Genomic DNA, 18,238 nt, shown 5'->3' with positions numbered 1-18,238 from the left:
TCCGTCAAGCCGATAACAAGAAGTGGAGAGGCTAGAAATGTCGAACAACGGTTATGAATCCGGTCGCCTGAACCTGCCATTCGTAGGTCATTGCACCTTTGGCAAATCCCCGGTGTGCACCGATTGGGATGCACTGGATGCCGACGTCGCGGTGCTCGGCGTGCCCAACGACATGGGTACCCAGTGGCGCTCCGGCGCACGCTTCGGACCACGCGGGATTCGCGAAGCATCGACGCTGTTTTCCTTCGGTCACGCCGGCGCCTACGACCACGAAGATGACGTGATGTACCTCACTGCTTCGGACGTGCGCATGGTCGACGTCGGTGATGCCGACATCGTCCACACCGACATGGCCACCAGCAACAAGAACACCGAATACGCCGTGCGCAAGATCCTCGATGCCGGCGTGATGCCGGTGGTGCTCGGCGGCGATCACTCGGTGCACGCGCCAGTGATCAAGGCCTTTGAAGGCCGCGGCCCGATCCACATCATCCACTTCGATGCGCACCTGGACTTCGTCGACGAACGCCACGGTGTGCGCTACGGCCACGGCAACCCGCTGCGCCGCGCCTCGGAAATGAACCACATTGTCGGCATGACCCAGATGGGCATCCGCAACGTGTCGTCGTCCAACCGCGACGACTACGAAGCGGCTCATGAAGCTGGTTCGAAAATCCTCTCGGTGCGTGACGTGCGTCGCCTTGGCGTCGAGGGTGTGCTGGCGCTGATCCCGCAGAACATCAACTACTACATCACCATCGACATCGACGGTTTCGACCCGTCCATCGCCCCCGGTACCGGCACCCCGAGCCACGGCGGCTTCCTCTACTACGAAGTGCTGGAAATCATCCAGGCCCTGGCCAAGCGCAGCAAAGGCAACATCGTCGGCATGGACCTGGTGGAAGTGGCACCGGTCTACGACCCGACCGGCATGACCTCGATCCTCGCCGCACAACTGCTGCTCAACAGCATCGGTTTCATCTTCCACGAGCGTGGCAAGGTGCGGGCAGCCGCCGAGAGCGAAGCCGCATCAGCCTGATCATCGAAACCAGTGACCCGGCGGCTCTGACTGCCGGGCAGAGAGAACAAAAATGGACACGATCGTCAAAAGTTACCTGCAGAAATTCGGCGTCAGCGAAGCCACCCAGACCTTCCTCAGCAAGGTCCAGAAAATGTTCATCGGCGGCGCCTGGGTCGAAGCCAGCGACGGCCAGACTTCCGATGTGATCGAACCTTCGACCGAAGGCCTGATCACCCGCATTCCCATGGGCACCACCGATGACCTGGACCGCGCCGTGCAAGCCGCACGCGCGCAGTTCGACGGCGGCGTCTGGCGTCAGGCCAAACCGGCCGAACGCGAGCGCATGATGCAGCGCCTGGCCGACCTGATCGAGCAGAACGCCGCGGAGCTGGCGGAAATCGAATCCATCGACATGGGTAAATCGGTTGCCTTCGCCAAGGACGTGGACATCCAGGGCACCGTCGATACCCTGCGTTACTTCGCCGGCTGGGCCACCAAGCTGCACGGCCGTACCGTCGAGCCTTCGCTGCCGGGCAATTACCTGGCCTATACCCGCAAGGAAGCGGTGGGCGTAGTCGGCGCCATCGTGCCGTGGAACTTCCCGCTGCAAACCATGGCCTGGAAGCTCGGCGCGGCACTGGCGACCGGATGCACCGTGGTGGTCAAGCCTGCGGAGCTGACCTCGTTGTCGGCCCTGCGTTTCGCTGAATTGGTACAGGAAGCGGGCATCCCTGATGGCGTGATCAACATCGTCACCGGGCGCGGCAGCGTGGTCGGTGCGGCCATGGCCACCCACCCGGGCATCGACAAACTGACCTTCACCGGTTCGACCCCGGTCGGCCAGACTGTCGGCCGTGCAGCGCTGGATGACATGAAGCGCCTGACCCTCGAACTCGGTGGTAAATCACCGGTCATCGTCTGCGCCGACGCCGACATCCCGGCCGCCGCCCAAGCAGTCGCCAACGGCGTGTTTTTCAACTCCGGGCAGGTATGCGACGCCGGTACACGGGCCTATATTCATAGCAGCGTCTACGACGAATTCCTGCGTGAGCTGATCGCCTACACGCGCACCCTGAAAATGGCCCCGGGCCTGGATCCTGATTGCTTCATCGGCCCGCTGGTTTCGGCCCTGCAAAAGCAGCGCGTAACCGAGTACATCGAAACCGGCAAGGCCGAAGGCGCCGAACTGGTCTACGGCGGCCAACCGGTCGATGGCCCTGGCTTCTTCGTCGAGCCGACCATCTTCGCCAACTGCCGCAACGACATGCGCATTGTCCAGGAAGAGATCTTCGGCCCGGTGCTGGTCACCGCACCGTTCGACGATGAAGAAGAGGCACTGGCCCTGGCCAATGACTCGCCCTACGGCCTGGCGGCGGCGCTCTATTCCAACGACCTGGGCAAGGTGCACAGCCTGATTCCACGCTTGAAAGCAGGCTCGGTCTACGTCAACGCCCACGGCACCCTCGATCCGTCGATGCCGTTCGGTGGCTACAAACAGTCCGGATTCGGCAAGGACCTGGGCGCCGAGCAGCTCGATTACCTGCTCGAAACCAAGGCAGTCTGGATCACGCTGCCTTGAGTCAAGGCTGACTCAATCCCTGTGGGAGCGAGCTTGCTCGCAATGACGGTTGCACATTCAACATCTGTGTTGCCTGACCCTCCGCTATCGCGAGCAAGCTCGCTCCCACAGGTTTTCGGTTCCAGCAACAACGCCAGGTAGGCACGGGCAACTGACTCAATCCCTGTGGGAGTCGTTCACCCGAAAGAACGCGGTTATCTCGTCATGATCTTCCAACAATAAGAGTCCATCATGAACACTAACGCCAAGTCCGCCACGAGCGTGTCCAGCCCCGACGAAAAATCCGTCGTCGAGGGGCATTCGATTGACTTCATCCCCGAGAACGAGCGCACTGACAAGCTGGCCAGTCAGGGCCCGTTCTGGTTCCTCGGCAATTTCACCTTCTTCACCATGACCATCGGCTTCGTTGGCCCAAGCGTCGGCCTGACCGCGCTGTGGACTACGCTCGCCGGTACGCTGGGCATCATGTTCGGCACACTGTTCATGGCGTTTCACGGCTCCCAGGGCCCGCACCTTGGCCTGCCGCAGATGATCCAGTCCCGCGCGCAGTTCGGCTATCGCGGGGTGATTTTGGTACTGCTCGCAACGCTGTTCGTGTTCGCCGGCTTCAACATCGTCAACCTGGTGCTGATGATGCAGGGGCTGCATACGCTATTCGGGTTCAACCCGGCGGTGATCGCGGTGGCGGTGACCATACCGGCGGCGGTGCTGGCGATTCTCGGCCATGACTGGATGCACCGCAGCTTCAAATGGGCGCTGTACCTGTCGTTGCCGCTGTATGGCCTGGTGACCGTGGCGGTGGTGATGGGCTGGGTGCCGGATGCAGTGCTGCCGGCGCTAGCGGAGGGCGAAGTGGCCCGGGAGCCGCTGGGTTTCAACTGGACCGGTTTCATCGCGCAGTTTGCGGCGGCCGCCAGCTACAACATCGCCTATGCGCCTTATGTGTCGGACTACTCGCGCTACCTGCCGAAAAACACCTCCAGCGGCAAGTTGATCGCCGTGGTGTTCCTCGGGGCTTCGCTGTCTGGCGCGTGGATGATTTCCGTGGGTGGCTGGCTGGCCGATCACCTGCACTCCACAGACGTGCTGGTGGCCCTGGGGCAAGTCGGCAACACCGTGTCGCCGCTGGTGGGCACGGCTGTGGTGATCGTCACCATCCTGGCGTTCCTGCCGGTGATCGCGATGAACATCTACAGCGCCAAACTGACCACGCTGACCTGCGTCGATTCGATCAAGCACATCGAACCCACCCGCAAGGCGCGCATCCTGGCCATCGGCTTCGTGATCCTGCTGCAGCTGGGCGTGGCCCTGAGCATCCAGAGTTCGGGCAAAGGCCTGTCGGTGCTGGGGATCTACCTGGTGGTGATGCTGTACTTCCTGGTGCCCTGGACCTCGGTCAACCTCACCGACTACTTCTTCGTGCGCAAGGGCCGCTACGCCATCCCGCACTTCTTCATGCCCCACGGCAACATCTACGGCAGCTGGGGCCTGCGCGGCATCGCCGCCTATGCCATCGGTTTTATCTCGATGATCCCGTTCTTCTACATCTTCGACGGCGTTGAACAGCGCGAGGTGTATGTCGGCCCGCTCGCCAAGGCGCTGGGCAGCATCGACATCGCCTGGCTGGTCGGGCTGATCGTATCCGGCCTGGCGTACTACTGGCTGAGCCGCTCGATCGATCTCAAGCGCGAAGAAGTAGTGATCCAGCAGATCGAGAAAACCTCCCCGCAATACACCACCGGCGACACGTTGACCCACAAACAGCCACCACAACCGGTATTCACTGAATCGACGGTCGGGAGATAGTCATGACCACGCAAAAATACGACTACATCATCATTGGCGCAGGCTCGGCAGGTTGTGTGTTGGCCAACCGCCTGAGCGAAGACCCGGCCACCTCGGTGCTGGTCCTGGAATTCGGCGGCAGTGACAAGAGCGTAGTGATCCAGATGCCGAGCGCATTCTCGATCCCGATGAACACCAAGAAATACAACTGGCGCTACGAAACCGAGCCGGAGACCCACCTCAACGGCCGACGCATCCACTGCCCACGGGGCAAGGTGCTGGGCGGTTCGTCGTCGATCAACGGCCTGGTGTACATCCGTGGCCACGCGCTGGACTTTGACGAGTGGGAATCCCTGGGTGCCGAAGGCTGGGGCTATCGCAACTGCCTGCCGTACTTCAAGCGTGCCGAGAGCTACGAGTCGGGCGGCGACAGCTATCGCGGGCAGACCGGGCCGCTGCACACCACCAACGGCAACCACATGAAAAACCCGCTGTACGGTGCCTGGGTCGAAGCCGGCGCAGAGGCGGGCTACATCAAGACCGAAGACTGCAACGGCTACATGCAGGAAGGTTTCGGTGCCATGCACATGACCGTGAAGAACGGCGTGCGCTGCTCCACGGCCAACGCCTATCTGCGCCCGGCCATGGGCCGTCCGAACCTGACGGTGATCACCCATGCGATGACGCGCCAGATCATCCTCGAAGGCAAGCGTGCGGTGGGGGTCATGTATGACCACGGTGGCCAGACTCACCAAGTGTATTGCAACCGCGAAGTGCTGATCTCGTCCGGGCCGATCGGCTCGCCGCACCTGCTGCAACGCTCCGGCATCGGCCCGGCGGACGTCCTGCGCAAGGCCGGGATCGGCGTACGTCATGACCTGCCGGGAGTAGGGGAGAACCTGCAGGATCACGCCGAGGTGTACATCCAGTTCGGCTGCAAGGAACCGGTGACCCTCAACAGCAAGATGGACCCGCTGAGCAAACTGATGATCGGTCTGCGCTGGCTGCTGTTCAAGGACGGCCTGGGCGCCACCAACCATTTCGAGGCCGGTGGTTTCATCCGCTCCGAGAAGGGCCTGCGCTGGCCGGACATCCAGTTCCACTTCCTGCCGGCGGCGATGCGCTACGACGGTAACAAGCCGATCAAGGGCCACGGCTTCATGGTGTTGACCGGGCCGAACAAGCCGAAAAGCCGTGGTTATGTGCGGGTGCGTTCGGCTGATCCGTACGAGCATCCGGAAATCCGTTTCAACTACCTGGAGCGCGAAGAGGACCGCGAAGGTTTCCGCCGCTGCATTCGCCTGACCCGCGAAATCATCGGCCAGAAAGCCATGGACCGCTTCCGCGACGGCGAAATCGCCCCGGGCGCGCAGGTGACCAGCGATGAAGACCTCGACGCCTTCGTCCGTGACAACCTGGAAAGCACCTACCATCCGTGCGGTTCGTGCCGCATGGGCGAGGACGACATGGCGGTGGTCGATTCCGAATTGCGCGTGCGCGGCATCGCCGGTCTGCGGGTGATCGATTCGTCGGTGTTCCCGACTGAGCCGAACGGCAACCTCAATGCGCCGACCATCATGCTTGCCGAACGGGCGTCCGATCTGGTGCGTGGCGTGCAGATGCTGCCGTCAGCGGATGTGCCGGTGGGGCTGGTCGAGGGCTGGGAGAGCAGCCAGCGTACTTCGTTGCCGGGGCGTAACGTGCGGGTCTGACCGCAACCCGCAATCCAATGTGGAAACCTAATGTGGGAGCGAGCTTGCTCGCGATGGCGGCATCACATTCAACACTTATGTTGATTGATCTACCGCTATCGCGAGCAAGCTCGCTCCCACAGTGGGCGGCGGTGCTTTTAGGAAATATTACGTCTCGATTGAGCTTCCATTGCTAGTCTGTAACTCCTTGAGACCGCAATGGAGCACCCTCATGGCTATTCAGGCCCTGCGCGCCGACGCATCGCACATCGACCAGATCGCCCCCTTGTTTGACGCCTACCGGATGTTCTACAAGCAGCCGTCGAACCTTGCGCAATCGCGCGCCTTCATCGCTGAGCGACTCGCCCGGGATGAATCGGTGATTTTTCTTGCCCGGGACCCCGACGGTGAAAACCTCGGCTTCGTCCAACTGTTCCCGACTTTTTCCTCTATCGACGCCCATCGCACCTGGCTGCTTGGTGATCTGTTCACCACGCCCGCCGCCCGGGGCAAAGGGGTCGGTAAGTTGCTGATGAACACCGCCCGGGATTTTGCGAAGCTGGCCGGCGGCAAAGGCATGACCCTGGAAACCGCCACCGACAACTTCACTGCCCAACGCCTGTATGAATCCCTGGGCTGGGTGCGCGACCCCGGTTACTACACCTATTGCCTGGATCTGAAAAAAGTCTGACTCAGCGATCCTGTTCGCCAAATACCGGGCGCATGAATGAACGCTCGTAGCTGAAGATGAACTTCCTCTCTTCGGCGTACTTGAACGCCACGATGCACTCGGGATCGTTCATCGACTGCTGCCGGTAATGTTCGTACGCCGCCAGGCTGGGGAAGGTGAACAGCGCCAGGGCGATGTTGTTGGCGCCCTCCGACGGCAAAAAGTAGCCGTGGTGCTGGCCGCCGAACTTTTCCACCAAGGGAATCCACAACTTGCCGTAGTGCTCGAACGCTTCGAGCTGGTAGGGATCGAGCACGTATTTCAGGTAGCAGGTCACCATTGTTTCGTTCCTTGATCAGGTTTTGAGGGCAGTCGCCACTGTAATCAACCGTGGGCGCCCGGCACAGCCGCTTGTTCGACATTGACCGGTAACTTTGCGCCAGAGGCATGCGCTGGCGTCGCCGCACTATTGGTTCAGTCAATAGTCACCATCAAGAATCGCAAGTTCTGTTTTTTGCGCAAAGGCGGAAAATTGCCTGCATTGAACACGCTGCTCAAGGAACCTGCGCGATGAAAATCTTGACCCGACTGGCTGTGATTGCCCTGTTGCTGGGCAGTGTTGCATCCACCGCATCGGCCTATGCCGAGGACGCACGCGCCTGCCATCTGCCGCCCATCACCGGTAGCCAGGGCGGGTTGCAATACGGGCAGACGGTCGGGGTGCTCTACAGCGAGAACACCGTGGAAAACCTGCAATACCTTGCGCAATACCACTCGGTGGCCGTGAATGGTGCGAAAAACGCACTGGATGCGCGGATTCGCCAAGCCTTCGTCAACAGCTCCGATCCGGACCTGGCCATCGACTGGCTGATGAGTTCGCTGCACCACACCTTTGTGTCGGTGACGGTCTACGACAACCTCGAAGCCCTGGTGCAGGCCCACCCGGACGTGGTGGTGATGCTCGATACCCACAACCAGTTGCTGACCCAGCGTAACGATCGGGTCGAGGCGCGATTCGCCGCGCGGTTCTACGACGCCAACCTGCAGTACATCGGCAAGGCCGAGGGCGCGGTGGAAAAACAACTGCCGTCGGTGTGGGTGCATGACAAGGCCGCGCCCGAGATCGCCGCGCAAATCGAACAGCAACGCGACCTGCAACTGACCGCGCTGAAACAGTTCGATGCGTCGTTGAAGGCGCTGGTAACCGCCGGATTAACTGCAGCAACCAATTAACAAGCCCGACGTCCATTGAGCGGCGGGCAACCCAATTCACTGTAGATTTCTTTTCAGGACCTGATTCATGCGCACTTTTTTTGCCCCGACCCTGGCCTTCGCTTCGCTGCTGCTGGCCGGTTGTGCCACGCCGAACAATCCGACGATGACCTTGCAGACCAGCAAGTCGCCCGAGGAGTACACCCATTGCGTGGTGCCGAAGTTGCAGCACGATGCGCTGGTGCCCACGGTATCGCAGACCCAGCGCAGCTACCGGATCGTCGTCCCGAGCAAAGTGGCGGCGGACAACGTGCTTGAAACCTACAAAGCCTCGAATGGCGGCAAGGTGTTCCTGTACGAGCGCAAGCTGCTGGCCTCGGCGTTCGTGCCGTCGACGTTCGAGCGTGCGGCGCAGGAGTGTCTGTAAGCAGAATTTCAGGCAAAAAAAAGCCACCAGAATTGGCAGCAGAAAAGTAAAGCACGCATTGAATGACTTGATTATGCCGCCCGATTCATGACGATTCGATGACGGTTTGATGGCCATTCATCCGGATGCCGCAAATCCTGCCACTTGTGGTGTGGGTCATATCTCCAGGCGGTGTCATCTGGGTGTCATCGAAGCAATGGCAAGATCCTCGCAATCCGTCTTGAGTGCCCGACGGCCGCCAGTCCGCCGGCAGATGAATGTGCAAGGAACCCCCTATGAAAGACGCCCCGCTGTTTGCCGCCATCGACCTGGGTTCCAATGCGTTTCGCCTGATGATTGGCCAGTCGGTAAGACGGAACCAGCAGATGGTCATCCAGGAAGTGAAAACCCTGCGTGAACCGGTCCGTCTGGCCGAAGGCCTGCAGGGTGGGGCACTCGATGAGTTGGCGCTGGACCGTGGCTGGCAGGCGCTGGCGCGGTTTGGCAAAAAGTTGCGCGGCTTCGAGGCCGGGCGTGTGCGGGCGGTGGCCACCAGTGCCGTGCGCGAAGCGGACAACGCGCCGCTGTTCCTGGCCAGTGCCGAGCGCCACCTGGGCTTTCGCATCGACGTCATTTCCGGTCACGAAGAGGCGCAACTGGTTTACGCCGGCGTGGCCCACACCTTGCCGGCGCAAAGCACACGGCTGGTGGTGGACATCGGCGGTGGCTCCACGGAAATGATCATTGGCCGTGGCGACCAATTGCTGCTCACCGAGAGCATTGCCATCGGCAGCGGCACCTTCGGTGCGCATTATTTCCACGGCGGGCGGATCATGGCCGAAGCGCTGCTGGAGGCCGAACGCGCGGCCACCGTGCAGTTCGAGCGCATTGCCCGCCGTTACCGCGCCGTGGGCTGGCAGCAGGCGATCGGTTCTTCCGGGACGGCGCGAATGCTGGCCAAGGTGCTCAAGGCCAATGGCTTGAATGATGACGACCAGAGCGGCATCACCTACGGTGGCCTGTTGCGCCTGTCGTTGCGCCTGCTGGAAGTCAAACATGTGAAACACCTCAAGCTGGCGGAGTTGCCCACCCATCGCCTGAGCATTTTGCCCGGCGGCCTGGTGTTGATGCTGGCAGCGTTCAAGGTGTTTGGCATCACGCATATGATTGCGTCGGAACCGGGTTTGCGGTTCGGCGTGCTGCATGGATTGATGAGCAAACACTGAAACCCTGCCAGCCGAGGTAGCCCCATGACCGACCCACGTCGCGTGCTGTTCGTCTGCGCCAGAAACGATGTCCGCTCACCCATGGCCGAAGCCCTGCTGCGCCATACCGATCCTGCCGATTTCCAGGCCTTCAGCGCCGGGCTCGAGGCCACCGGGATCGATCCACGCACCTTCGAATCCCTCGATCACATCGGCGTCGATGCCAGCGGTCTGCGCAGCAAGTCCCTCGAAGATTTCGAAGGTCAGGCGTTCGACTACGTCATCACCCTGTGCGACAAGTCCTCCGAAGAGGTCTCGCGCATACCGTTTACCGGTGAAGTGATGGTCTGGAGCTTCGAAGACCCGACCACCAGCGAAAGACACGACCCATTCCGTCATACCCTCCAGGAAATCGGCGACCGCATCAAAATGTTCGTCACCGTGAAAACCCGCCCCGTGCCCCAGGCGCCGTCAGTCAGCGATTCCTGAAAACTTTGGAGCACCGTCTACCCTCATCGGTCACAACCATCATGATGAGGGTCGAAACGGTGATGAAAACGGACAAGGTTGACCCAAACGAAGCTTCGGCGCTGATCGACGAGCGAATCCGGGAGCTGGCCGACTGGCGCGGCGAAACCCTGGCCCACGTCCGCCAGATCATCCGCCAGGCCGACCCCGAAGTGATCGAAGAGTGGAAGTGGCGCGGCGTGCCGGTGTGGTCCCATGCCGGCATCATCTGCACCGGCGAGACCTACAAGCAGGTGGTGAAGATGACCTTCGCCAAGGGCGCTTCACTGGACGATCCGTCGAAGTTGTTCAACTCAAGCCTTGAAGGCAATACCCGGCGTGCGATTGATATCCACGAGGGTGAGCCGATCGATGAAAAGGCATTGGCGTCGTTGATTAAGGCAGCCATTGAGCTCAATACCTCTCGAACCAAAAAGTAAGCCAGTACACAGACCCCCTGTGGGAGCAAGCTCGCTCCCACAGGGGGCGGTGTCCACCTGACCGTTTTGGATATCCTCAGCTGTCATGTTCCAATAGCGAGCACTCGCAGACTGGAAACGGAACATGAAAAAAATCGCCGCCCTGACCCTCGCTTCGCTACTCACCGCAGGCCTGTTCAGCGCGCCTGCCTTTGCGGCGGGCGATGTCCAGGCCGGGGAGAAAGTGTTCAAGCGCCTCTGCAGCGGCTGTCATCAGATCGGCGAATCGGCTCGTGCCTTCTTTGGCCCGCAACTCAATGGCGTGATCGGTCGCCACTCCGCCGTCACCACGGACTACGTGTATTCCGACGCGATGAAATCCGCCAACCTGGTCTGGGACCGCGAAACCCTGATCGCCTACCTCGAAGCGCCGAAGAAAGTTGTCCCTGGCACCCGCATGATTTTCTGGGGCCTCAGCGACCCGGAAAAAATCGAAGACCTGCTCGCCTACCTGCAAACCTTCCCGGCGCAATGATCACGCCGTGGTCTGGGGGGCGGCCGCCAGGTTGTCGGCCAGCCATTCGGTGAAGGCCCGCGCCATCGGGATGTTCTCGCTGTCACGGTGGGTGAGCAGTGCCCAGTTCGGGCCGCGGATGGTTTGCTCCACCATCGGCAGCAACAGCCCGGTGGCCCGCGCCTGCCGACTCAGCAACTGGCTCACCAGCGCAATGCCCAGCCCGGTGCAGGCCGCGTCCAGCAGCAACCCCGGATCGGAAAAATTCAGCCCCTGATCCATCTGCCCCACATCAATGCCGGACTCCACCGCCCAGTGGCTCCAGTCCATTTCCCGCTCGCCATGCAGGGTGGTGCGCTGTTCCACGGGCACGGCCAACAGGCTCGGGTGACACGCCGGGTAGAGGCGGTCGGCGTGCAGCACCTTGAAGCTGCATTCGGCCTGGGAACCGATGTCGTCGCGCACCGCCAGGTCGATGGTCTGGCTGGCCATGTCCGGCACTTCATCGGTACYGAAAATCCACAGATCGACCTGCGGATGCTGGCGACGGAAATCCCCCAGGCGCGGCAACAACCAGTGCCGGGCAAACGCCGGGGTGGTGTTGAGCACCAGTTGATTGGGTTTCTGGTATTGCCCCAACCGGCGAATGCCCACCGCCAGTTGCTGCAACAGCGCCTGGGTGGTGCTGAGCAGATCGTGCCCGGCATCGGTCAGGCTGACGCTGCGCCCGCTGCGATGGAACAGCGGTTGTTCCAGGTAGGCTTCAAGGCTGCGGATCTGCTGGCTGATCGCCGATTGGGTGAGGTGCAACTCGTCGGCGGCCTTGTGAAAACTGCCCAGCCGGGCGGCGGCTTCGAAGCCGCGCAGGGTGCTCAGGGGCGGCCAGTGTTTGAGCATATCGATAAGTTCCTCTAATCAGTTTCCTGCAAAATCCATCGTTTGTTTGCCTGTTTTTCCAGCCGTAGCATGCATGCCAAAACCGCCAAGGCCGTTTTCATTGAACACAATGACTTAACTCAGAGGTGCTTGTCATGCAGCAGAACCAAATTCAAAACAGCGGTTGGACGATGCCGGCCGAGTGGGTCACCCACGCCGCCACCTGGATGGTCTGGCCGCACAACAAGACTCTGTGGGAGTCAGGCTGGCGGGTGACACTGCCACAGGTTCAAGAGGACTTCGCCCGGGTGGCCAACGCCATCGCCCGTTTTGAGCCGGTGAAACTGGTGGTCGATCCGTCATCCGTCGCCAGCGCCAAGGCCTTGTGCGGGCCGAACATCGAGCTGATCGAATTGGCGGTCAACGACAGCTGGTGCCGTGACTCCGGCCCGAGCTTCGTCTGCCATCCGCAGCAAGGCCTGGCCGGTGTGAGCTGGCGCTTCAACGCCTGGGGCGGCAAGTCGGCCCATGATCTGGACGAAAGCCTGGCCCGGCGCGCGCTCAATCATTTGGGGCTGGAGTGTTTCGGCACGGCGCTGAGCAACGAGGGCGGCGCCATTCACGTGGACGGCGAGGGCACGCTGATCACCACCGAGTCGGTGCTGCTCAACCCCAACCGTAACCCGGGCGTGACCAAGGCCGAGATCGAAGAGATCTTCACCCGCCTGCTGGGCGTGAAGAAAACCATCTGGCTGCCGGGCGATCCGGACTACCTGACCGGCGACATGACCGACGGCCACGTCGACGGTGTGTGCGCCTTTGCCCGCCCCGGCGTGTTGCTGGTGGACGCCACCCACGACCAGGACTCTGTGTATGCCGCAGTCGCACGGGAAAACCGCCGCGCCCTTGAACTGGCCACCGATGCCCAGGGCCGCAAGTTCGAGCTGATCGAACTCTATGAAGCCTCCGATGCAGTGGACACCGAGGCCGAAGTGTTCTGCGCCTCCTACACCAACTTCTACATCGCCAACGGCGTGATCATCATGCCGGCCTACGGCATCGATGCCGACAAGGTCGCTGCCGAAGTACTGGCGCAGGCATTCCCGGGGCGCGAAGTGGTGCCGGTGCGGATCAACCATCTGGCTCATGGCGGTGGCGGAGTGCATTGCATCACCCAGCAACAGCCGGCCTGGCCGGTGCGGGGTTGATGCCATGACCTTACTCACCATCGCCACCACCCAGATGCCGTGCACCTGGGACTTGAAACACAACCTCGACCAGGCCGAGCAACTGGTCCGCGAAGCCGCAGCCAAGGGCGCGCAGGTCATCCTGTTGCAGGAACTGTTCGCCACGCCGTATTTCTGCATCGAGCAACACCACAAGCACCTGGCACTGGCCGAGGAGTATCGCGACAGCCACGTGCTCCAGCGCTTTGCCGCATTGGCCAAAGAGTTGGGCGTGGTGCTGCCGCTGAGCTGGTACGAGAAGGCCGGTAACGCTTACTTCAATTCACTGAGCGTGGCCGACGCCGACGGGTGCCTGTTGGGCGTGTACCGCAAGACCCACATCCCCAACGCCATCGGCTACCAGGAGAAGGAATATTTCAGCCCCGGCGACAGCGGTTTTCGGGTCTGGGACACCGCGTTCGGGCGCATCGGCCTGGGCATCTGCTGGGACCAGTGGTTCCCGGAAACTGCTCGCTGCCTGGCCTTGATGGGTGCCGAAGTGCTGCTGTTCCCGACGGCCATTGGCTCCGAACCGGGTTGCGCCACGCTCGATTCCCGGGATCACTGGCAAATGACCATGCGCGGTCACGCCGCCGCCAACCTGCTGCCGGTGGTGGCGGCCAACCGTGTCGGCCGGGAAGCGGCGACTACCGACCCGACCCTGCAAATGAGCTTCTACGGCTCGTCGTTCATCTGCAATCACAAGGGCAAATTGCTCGCCGAGGCCGACCGCGACAGCACCGGCGTGCTGGTCCACAGCCTGGACCTGGCGGCCATGCGCGAAGACCGCCTGACCTGGGGCATCTACCGCGATCGCCGTCCGGAAATGTACGGCGCCTTGTTGACCCAGGACGGTCGTCAGATCCACTCACGCTGGGCAACCCAAGGGGTGTGACATGAACATGATCAACAAGCTGTGCCTGGCCATGGGGCTGGCGCTGAGCTGTGCGGTGCCTGCGCTGCACGCCGAGGAGAAAACCCTGCGGCTGTACAACTGGGCCGATTATTTTGCCGAGGACACCCTCAGCAAGTTCACCGCCGAAACCGGGATCAAGGTGATCTACGACGTCATGGACGGCAGTGAAACCCTGGAAGCCAAGATGCTTGCCGGTGGCAGTGGCTACGACCTGATCTTCCCCGGCGACACCGTGGCCGAACGCCTGATGCGCGCCGGCAGCCTGCAACCGCTGGACCAGTCCAGAATCACCGCTATCAACGACGTCGAGCCCGGTTTGCAAAAGCTGCGCTCGCACTATGAGCATTCGAGCAAAGCCACGGTCCCGTATACCTGGGGCACCATAGGCCTGACCTACAACGCCGAGCAGATTACCCAGCGTGCGCCGGACGCGCCGGTCAACAGCCTGGACATGCTGTTCAAACCGGAACTGGCGGCGAAATTCGCCGACTGCGGCATCTCGATGATCGACTCGCCGGACGAAGTGCTGGCGGTGGTGCTCAACTACCTCGGCCGCGATCCGCGCAGCGCCAAACCGGCGGACCTGGCGGCGGCCAGTGACTTGCTGATGAAGTTGCGGCCGTACATCCGCAAGTTCCAGTCGCAACCGGTGACCGACCTGGTCAACGGCAACCTGTGCGTGTCCCTGGGCTACAGCGGCGACATGACCCAGGCGCAACGCACGTCGGACAGTGCCGGCAAGAAAACCACCTTCCACTACCGCATTCCCCGCGAAGGCACCACGGTGTGGATGGACACCATGGCCATTCCCGTCGACGCCCGGCACCCGGAGTACGCCTACGCCTTCATCAACTTTGTCATGCGCCCGCAGAACATGGCAGCCATCAGCAACTTCACCGGCTACCCGACCTCCAACGCCAAGGCCCGCCCGGACGTCGATGCCGCGATGCGCAACAACCCGGACATCTACCTCGATGACGCCACCTACGCACGGCTGATTCCCGGCAAGGACATTCCCCAGGCCGACATGCGGGCACGCATGCGCACCTGGACCAAGTTCAAGACCGCTACAGTCAAATGATCACCGGCCGGCCCGAGGGCCGGCCAAACCCCGGATTTCAGGAAAACACATGCCGACACGTCGAACATTCATCAAGCAGGTATCGGTCATCGCCGGACTGGGCGCGGTGGCGTCCATGGGACTGGGCTTCGGGTCCATGTCGGCGCGAGCGGCCGGTAAAGGCAATTGGTACATGCCCGATGAAGGTGACAAACACCAGCGAGCCTTCATCGCCTTCAGCGCACAGGCCGCGATCTGGGAGGACTTCACGCCCCACGTGCAAGACGCCCTTGGCCGGATCGCCCGCACCATCGCCGAATACGAGCCGGTCACCGTGTTCTGTCGCCAGAGCGAGCGGCGCCTGGCCGAAGCCAAATGCGGCAGCCACAACACCACCTTCGTGATCGCCGATCTGGATGACATCTGGATGCGCGACATCGGCGCCAATTTTGTCGTCGATGGCAACGGCGACCTCGGTGCCGTGGATTTCAACTTCAACGGCTGGGGCAACAAACAGCAGCATGCGGACGATGCGCAACTGGCCGCCCTGGTCGCTGAAAACGCCAAGGCGGATTACCTGCGTAGCGAACTGGTGGGCGAGGGCGGTGGCATCGAAGTCGATGGCCACGGCACCGGGATCATGACCGAAAGCAGCTGGATCAACCGCAATCGCAATCCCGACTGGAGCAAGGCCGAGGTCGAAGCAGAACTGAAAGAACGGCTGGGCCTGCGTAAAATCATCTGGCTGCCGGGCATCAAGGGCAAGGACATCACCGACGCCCATGTCGACTTCTATGCGCGTTTCGTCAAGCCTGGTGTGGTGATCGCCAACCTCGACAACGACCCTGAGTCCTACGACTACAAGGTCACCCGCGCCCATCTGAAAGTCCTGGAAAACGCCACGGATGCCGATGGCCGCAAATTGCAGGTGCATACCGTGTCGCCGCCGCTCAACCCGCGCAACAGCCAGTTCAGCAAAGACAATCAGGACTTCGCCGCCGGCTACATCAACTACTTCGTGATCAACGGCGCGATCATCGCTGCGCAGTTCGGTGACAAGGAAGCGGATGCCAAAGCCTTCGACCTGTTGTCCGAACTCTACCCGGACCGCGAGGTGGTGCAGCTCGACATCGACGCGATCTCCGCCGGTGGTGGAGGGATTCACTGCGTGACCAGTCACCAGCCGATGGTGTGAAGTTTTCAGGCTGTACACAACCCCTGTGGGAGCGAGCTTGCTCGCGATRGCGGAGTGTCAGTCAATATGTTGTTCACTGACCCACCGCTATCGCGAGCAAGCTCGCTCCCACAGGGTAATTTGTTGAATCAGGTAAATCAGGCCTTGCTGGCCTTCAGATAAGCCCCCAACCGCCGCCCCATTTCCTCACCCAACGCCTGCAAGCCACTCAACGGTCGCACCATCACTTCAAACTCGACAATCTTGCCTTGTTCATTGAAGCGGATCATGTCGATGCCCTTCAGCTCTTTCCCGCCGACCTTGGCGCTGAATTCGAGAATCACGTTCAAGCCATCCGCCGTCGCCAACTCGCGGAGATAGGCAAAGTCCTCGAACACGTTCATGACCGTGTTGAGGATCATCGACACCACCGGCGCTCCCGGATACGGCGTGTGCGCCATCGGCGAACGGAACACCGCCTGCGGATCGAGCAGTTCGGGCAAGGCGCTCAAGTCGCGCTTGCCGATCATCGCGTGCCACTGCTTCAGGGACGCTGCGACATTGGGGTTCAGGTTCAGCTCAGACATCTTCAACTCCTGTTTTTATTGTTGTGGTGCGAAAGCGTTGGTCGATAGCCCTGGCGGCATCGTCGGCCCATTGACGGTAGAGCATCGGCCCCGGATGAAAACCATCGCTGGCCATCAAGCCCGGTTCGGGTACCAACGGGGTGGTGAGCATCGTACATTGATCCAGGCGTGCGGCCAGATCCGCCAAATGTGCATTGAAACGACGCGCCCTGAACCCCAGAAACCAGCGCAAGGGTTGCGGCAGCGCGGGGAACAGATGCATCGGCGGAAGCGGCGACACCACGATCTGCCTCACCGCGAACTTGTCGCACAGCAGCGCGATCAAGCGCCGTTGCCGGGCGAGCCACTGATCCAGGTTGAGTGAGCTGGTGACATCGTTGACGCCAATCGACAACAGCACCACATCGAACGGCTCGGGGGCGTGCTGTTCGAGCAGCTCCAGCAACCCTTGCGAATCCAGGCCCGAGCGCGCCCAGAGTTTCCACGCCACCTGATAATCATCGGCCAGGCGCTCCACCAACCGACCGCTGAGGGCCTCACCTTGAGTCGCCGCACCCACGCCTGCAGCGGCGCTGTCGCCGACAATCAACAACCGCAGAACGTCGCCGCTGCCGGCATCGCCCTGACGTTCGCCTTCGGCCTCCGGCAGCCTCGGCGTCACCCGCCTGGTGTAGAGACCTTGCGCCAGCAACACCGGGCCGAGGAAGATTTTAGCGAGGATTTCAGTATGGCTCATGGACGGGCGCCTGATTGAAGAGGGAGATTATCCAGCGAACTCATCATCAAAAATGCTCTCAATAGGCAGCGCAAATGCCCGGGCAATCTGAAACGCCAAGGGCAGGCTCGGATCATAGCGGCCATTTTCGATGGCATTGATGGTCTGCCGCGAAACATTCAGCAACGCCGCCAGATCGACCTGAGACCACTTGCGTTCGGCACGCAGTTCCTTGAGACGGTTTTTCATTGGTARCGCCGCTTGGCAAGTCTGAGCCCGATCATCCACATCAGGCCCATCACTGGCCACACACAGACCCAGGACACGTGCGCAAAGCCGACATTCTCCAGAAAACCGTAAGTGAAGGTCAGCAATGCCGAAGCGGCAAAGGCAAAACCGAGAGCTTCGTACTGAATACGCAAATGCATTTCGTCCAGCGCGCGCATATTGCGCACCACCGCCCAACACATCAGCCCCGCAGGAATCACAGGCAACAGCGTGATGATGATCTTCAGCATCATTGCCATTTCTTGCTGGTCTTTAAGCAAGATCACCGACACCAGCAACAACACGGCGTACAGCGTAATCGCGACGCCCATTTCGATGTAGTAGCGTTTCAATGCATCCTCCTGATGTAAAAGCCCGGCTGATTGGGCCGGGCTCTTCGTCTGGATC

At 61.3% G+C, this 18,238-nt stretch carries 21 protein-coding genes; 15 read left to right on the top strand and 6 right to left on the bottom strand.

Annotated elements, in window-relative coordinates:
- Window positions 1-37: 37 nt before the first annotated feature.
- The 5 genes from speB to AC1DXW_RS15805 all read left to right on the top strand — a co-directional run bounded on the left by speB (window position 38) and on the right by AC1DXW_RS15805 (window position 6,767).
- Window positions 38-1,039, top strand: a complete 1,002-nt coding sequence (speB, locus tag AC1DXW_RS15825) for an agmatinase (protein WP_477754214.1) — start codon at window positions 38-40, stop codon at window positions 1,037-1,039.
- Between the two features lie 52 nt (window positions 1,040-1,091).
- Complete coding sequence (locus AC1DXW_RS15820; RefSeq protein ID WP_477754213.1) at window positions 1,092-2,600, top strand: aldehyde dehydrogenase family protein; 1,509 nt, start codon at window positions 1,092-1,094, stop codon at window positions 2,598-2,600.
- Between the two features lie 231 nt (window positions 2,601-2,831).
- Window positions 2,832-4,406 (top strand): purine-cytosine permease family protein, encoded by a 1,575-nt coding sequence (locus tag AC1DXW_RS15815; RefSeq protein ID WP_477754212.1) that lies wholly within the window; start codon window positions 2,832-2,834, stop codon window positions 4,404-4,406.
- 2 nt (window positions 4,407-4,408) lie between these two features.
- The gene (betA, locus tag AC1DXW_RS15810; RefSeq protein ID WP_477754211.1) at window positions 4,409-6,097 is read left to right on the top strand and encodes a choline dehydrogenase; all 1,689 of its coding nucleotides are present in this window, start codon (window positions 4,409-4,411) and stop codon (window positions 6,095-6,097) included.
- A gap of 211 nt (window positions 6,098-6,308) precedes the next feature.
- Window positions 6,309-6,767, top strand: coding sequence for a GNAT family N-acetyltransferase (locus AC1DXW_RS15805; RefSeq protein WP_477754258.1), 459 nt, complete (start codon window positions 6,309-6,311; stop codon window positions 6,765-6,767).
- 1 nt (window position 6,768) lies between these two features.
- On the opposite strand, the gene AC1DXW_RS15800 is transcribed toward AC1DXW_RS15805, so the two are convergent.
- The gene (locus AC1DXW_RS15800; protein ID WP_477754259.1) at window positions 6,769-7,086 is read right to left on the bottom strand and encodes an NIPSNAP family protein; all 318 of its coding nucleotides are present in this window, start codon (window positions 7,084-7,086) and stop codon (window positions 6,769-6,771) included.
- Window positions 7,087-7,316: 230 nt separating this feature from the next.
- Here AC1DXW_RS15800 and AC1DXW_RS15795 point away from each other — a divergent pair, with 230 nt between their 5' ends.
- From AC1DXW_RS15795 to AC1DXW_RS15770, 6 genes are all read left to right on the top strand, one after another.
- Window positions 7,317-7,979: an ATPase gene (locus tag AC1DXW_RS15795; RefSeq protein ID WP_477754260.1), complete on the top strand. Its 663-nt coding sequence runs from the start codon at window positions 7,317-7,319 to the stop codon at window positions 7,977-7,979.
- A 67-nt stretch (window positions 7,980-8,046) separates the two neighbouring features.
- Entirely contained in the window at window positions 8,047-8,385 is a 339-nt protein-coding gene (locus tag AC1DXW_RS15790) for a YgdI/YgdR family lipoprotein (RefSeq protein WP_477754261.1), read from the top strand.
- A gap of 275 nt (window positions 8,386-8,660) precedes the next feature.
- Window positions 8,661-9,590: a Ppx/GppA phosphatase family protein gene (locus tag AC1DXW_RS15785; RefSeq protein WP_477754262.1), complete on the top strand. Its 930-nt coding sequence runs from the start codon at window positions 8,661-8,663 to the stop codon at window positions 9,588-9,590.
- Between the two features lie 24 nt (window positions 9,591-9,614).
- Complete coding sequence (locus tag AC1DXW_RS15780) at window positions 9,615-10,058, top strand: arsenate reductase ArsC (protein ID WP_477754263.1); 444 nt, start codon at window positions 9,615-9,617, stop codon at window positions 10,056-10,058.
- Window positions 10,059-10,120: 62 nt separating this feature from the next.
- A complete protein-coding gene (locus tag AC1DXW_RS15775; protein WP_477754264.1) occupies window positions 10,121-10,516 on the top strand; it encodes a DUF1801 domain-containing protein in 396 nt (131 codons plus the stop codon).
- A 124-nt stretch (window positions 10,517-10,640) separates the two neighbouring features.
- The gene (locus AC1DXW_RS15770) at window positions 10,641-11,030 is read left to right on the top strand and encodes a c-type cytochrome (RefSeq protein WP_477754265.1); all 390 of its coding nucleotides are present in this window, start codon (window positions 10,641-10,643) and stop codon (window positions 11,028-11,030) included.
- On the opposite strand, the gene AC1DXW_RS15765 is transcribed toward AC1DXW_RS15770, so the two are convergent.
- On the bottom strand, window positions 11,031-11,906 hold the full coding sequence (locus AC1DXW_RS15765) for a LysR substrate-binding domain-containing protein (RefSeq protein ID WP_477760178.1): 876 nt from the start codon (window positions 11,904-11,906) through the stop codon (window positions 11,031-11,033).
- A gap of 134 nt (window positions 11,907-12,040) precedes the next feature.
- Between AC1DXW_RS15765 and AC1DXW_RS15760 the strand changes: the two genes are divergently transcribed.
- From AC1DXW_RS15760 to AC1DXW_RS15745, 4 genes are read left to right on the top strand one after another with little or no spacing between them, the layout of a single operon-like run.
- Window positions 12,041-13,093 (top strand): agmatine deiminase family protein, encoded by a 1,053-nt coding sequence (locus AC1DXW_RS15760; RefSeq protein WP_477754267.1) that lies wholly within the window; start codon window positions 12,041-12,043, stop codon window positions 13,091-13,093.
- A 4-nt stretch (window positions 13,094-13,097) separates the two neighbouring features.
- Complete coding sequence (aguB, locus tag AC1DXW_RS15755) at window positions 13,098-14,006, top strand: N-carbamoylputrescine amidase (RefSeq protein ID WP_477754268.1); 909 nt, start codon at window positions 13,098-13,100, stop codon at window positions 14,004-14,006.
- 1 nt (window position 14,007) lies between these two features.
- A complete protein-coding gene (locus AC1DXW_RS15750; RefSeq protein ID WP_477760177.1) occupies window positions 14,008-15,108 on the top strand; it encodes an extracellular solute-binding protein in 1,101 nt (366 codons plus the stop codon).
- A 49-nt stretch (window positions 15,109-15,157) separates the two neighbouring features.
- Window positions 15,158-16,282 carry an agmatine deiminase family protein gene (locus AC1DXW_RS15745; RefSeq protein ID WP_477754270.1) on the top strand — a complete coding sequence of 375 codons (1,125 nt, stop codon included), beginning with the start codon at window positions 15,158-15,160 and terminating at the stop codon, window positions 16,280-16,282.
- Between the two features lie 137 nt (window positions 16,283-16,419).
- On the opposite strand, the gene AC1DXW_RS15740 is transcribed toward AC1DXW_RS15745, so the two are convergent.
- The 4 genes from AC1DXW_RS15740 to AC1DXW_RS15725 are packed head-to-tail and all read right to left on the bottom strand — an operon-like array spanning window position 16,420 to window position 18,183.
- The gene (locus AC1DXW_RS15740) at window positions 16,420-16,848 is read right to left on the bottom strand and encodes a nuclear transport factor 2 family protein (protein ID WP_477754271.1); all 429 of its coding nucleotides are present in this window, start codon (window positions 16,846-16,848) and stop codon (window positions 16,420-16,422) included.
- Window positions 16,841-17,584: an SGNH/GDSL hydrolase family protein gene (locus tag AC1DXW_RS15735; RefSeq protein ID WP_477754272.1), complete on the bottom strand. Its 744-nt coding sequence runs from the start codon at window positions 17,582-17,584 to the stop codon at window positions 16,841-16,843. Before AC1DXW_RS15735 ends, AC1DXW_RS15740 begins: the two co-directional genes overlap by 8 nt.
- Before the next feature lie 27 nt (window positions 17,585-17,611).
- Window positions 17,612-17,812, bottom strand: a complete 201-nt coding sequence (locus tag AC1DXW_RS15730) for a helix-turn-helix transcriptional regulator (protein WP_007988375.1) — start codon at window positions 17,810-17,812, stop codon at window positions 17,612-17,614.
- A complete protein-coding gene (locus AC1DXW_RS15725) occupies window positions 17,809-18,183 on the bottom strand; it encodes a hypothetical protein (protein ID WP_477754273.1) in 375 nt (124 codons plus the stop codon). The genes AC1DXW_RS15730 and AC1DXW_RS15725 overlap by 4 nt, the downstream gene beginning before the upstream one ends.
- Window positions 18,184-18,238 lie beyond the last annotated feature (55 nt).

The organism is Pseudomonas sp. P4_C4 (genome assembly GCF_056402055.1).
The sequence above is the reverse complement of the archived record's forward strand: the minus strand, read 5'-3'. Positions and strand labels throughout refer to the sequence as shown.

Coding starts and splice junctions, on each gene's coding strand:
- AC1DXW_RS15770 (WP_477754265.1), top strand. CDS start 10,641: ATGAAAAAAATCGCCGCCCTGACCCTCGCTTCGCTACTCACCGCAGGC.
- AC1DXW_RS15740 (WP_477754271.1), bottom strand. CDS start 16,848: ATGTCTGAGCTGAACCTGAACCCCAATGTCGCAGCGTCCCTGAAGCAG.
- AC1DXW_RS15815 (WP_477754212.1), top strand. CDS start 2,832: ATGAACACTAACGCCAAGTCCGCCACGAGCGTGTCCAGCCCCGACGAA.
- AC1DXW_RS15790 (WP_477754261.1), top strand. CDS start 8,047: ATGCGCACTTTTTTTGCCCCGACCCTGGCCTTCGCTTCGCTGCTGCTG.
- AC1DXW_RS15780 (WP_477754263.1), top strand. CDS start 9,615: ATGACCGACCCACGTCGCGTGCTGTTCGTCTGCGCCAGAAACGATGTC.
- AC1DXW_RS15735 (WP_477754272.1), bottom strand. CDS start 17,584: ATGAGCCATACTGAAATCCTCGCTAAAATCTTCCTCGGCCCGGTGTTG.
- AC1DXW_RS15745 (WP_477754270.1), top strand. CDS start 15,158: ATGCCGACACGTCGAACATTCATCAAGCAGGTATCGGTCATCGCCGGA.
- AC1DXW_RS15805 (WP_477754258.1), top strand. CDS start 6,309: ATGGCTATTCAGGCCCTGCGCGCCGACGCATCGCACATCGACCAGATC.
- AC1DXW_RS15730 (WP_007988375.1), bottom strand. CDS start 17,812: ATGAAAAACCGTCTCAAGGAACTGCGTGCCGAACGCAAGTGGTCTCAG.
- AC1DXW_RS15785 (WP_477754262.1), top strand. CDS start 8,661: ATGAAAGACGCCCCGCTGTTTGCCGCCATCGACCTGGGTTCCAATGCG.
- AC1DXW_RS15750 (WP_477760177.1), top strand. CDS start 14,008: ATGAACATGATCAACAAGCTGTGCCTGGCCATGGGGCTGGCGCTGAGC.
- AC1DXW_RS15760 (WP_477754267.1), top strand. CDS start 12,041: ATGCAGCAGAACCAAATTCAAAACAGCGGTTGGACGATGCCGGCCGAG.
- AC1DXW_RS15775 (WP_477754264.1), top strand. CDS start 10,121: ATGAAAACGGACAAGGTTGACCCAAACGAAGCTTCGGCGCTGATCGAC.
- aguB (WP_477754268.1), top strand. CDS start 13,098: ATGACCTTACTCACCATCGCCACCACCCAGATGCCGTGCACCTGGGAC.
- AC1DXW_RS15820 (WP_477754213.1), top strand. CDS start 1,092: ATGGACACGATCGTCAAAAGTTACCTGCAGAAATTCGGCGTCAGCGAA.
- AC1DXW_RS15795 (WP_477754260.1), top strand. CDS start 7,317: ATGAAAATCTTGACCCGACTGGCTGTGATTGCCCTGTTGCTGGGCAGT.
- speB (WP_477754214.1), top strand. CDS start 38: ATGTCGAACAACGGTTATGAATCCGGTCGCCTGAACCTGCCATTCGTA.
- AC1DXW_RS15800 (WP_477754259.1), bottom strand. CDS start 7,086: ATGGTGACCTGCTACCTGAAATACGTGCTCGATCCCTACCAGCTCGAA.
- betA (WP_477754211.1), top strand. CDS start 4,409: ATGACCACGCAAAAATACGACTACATCATCATTGGCGCAGGCTCGGCA.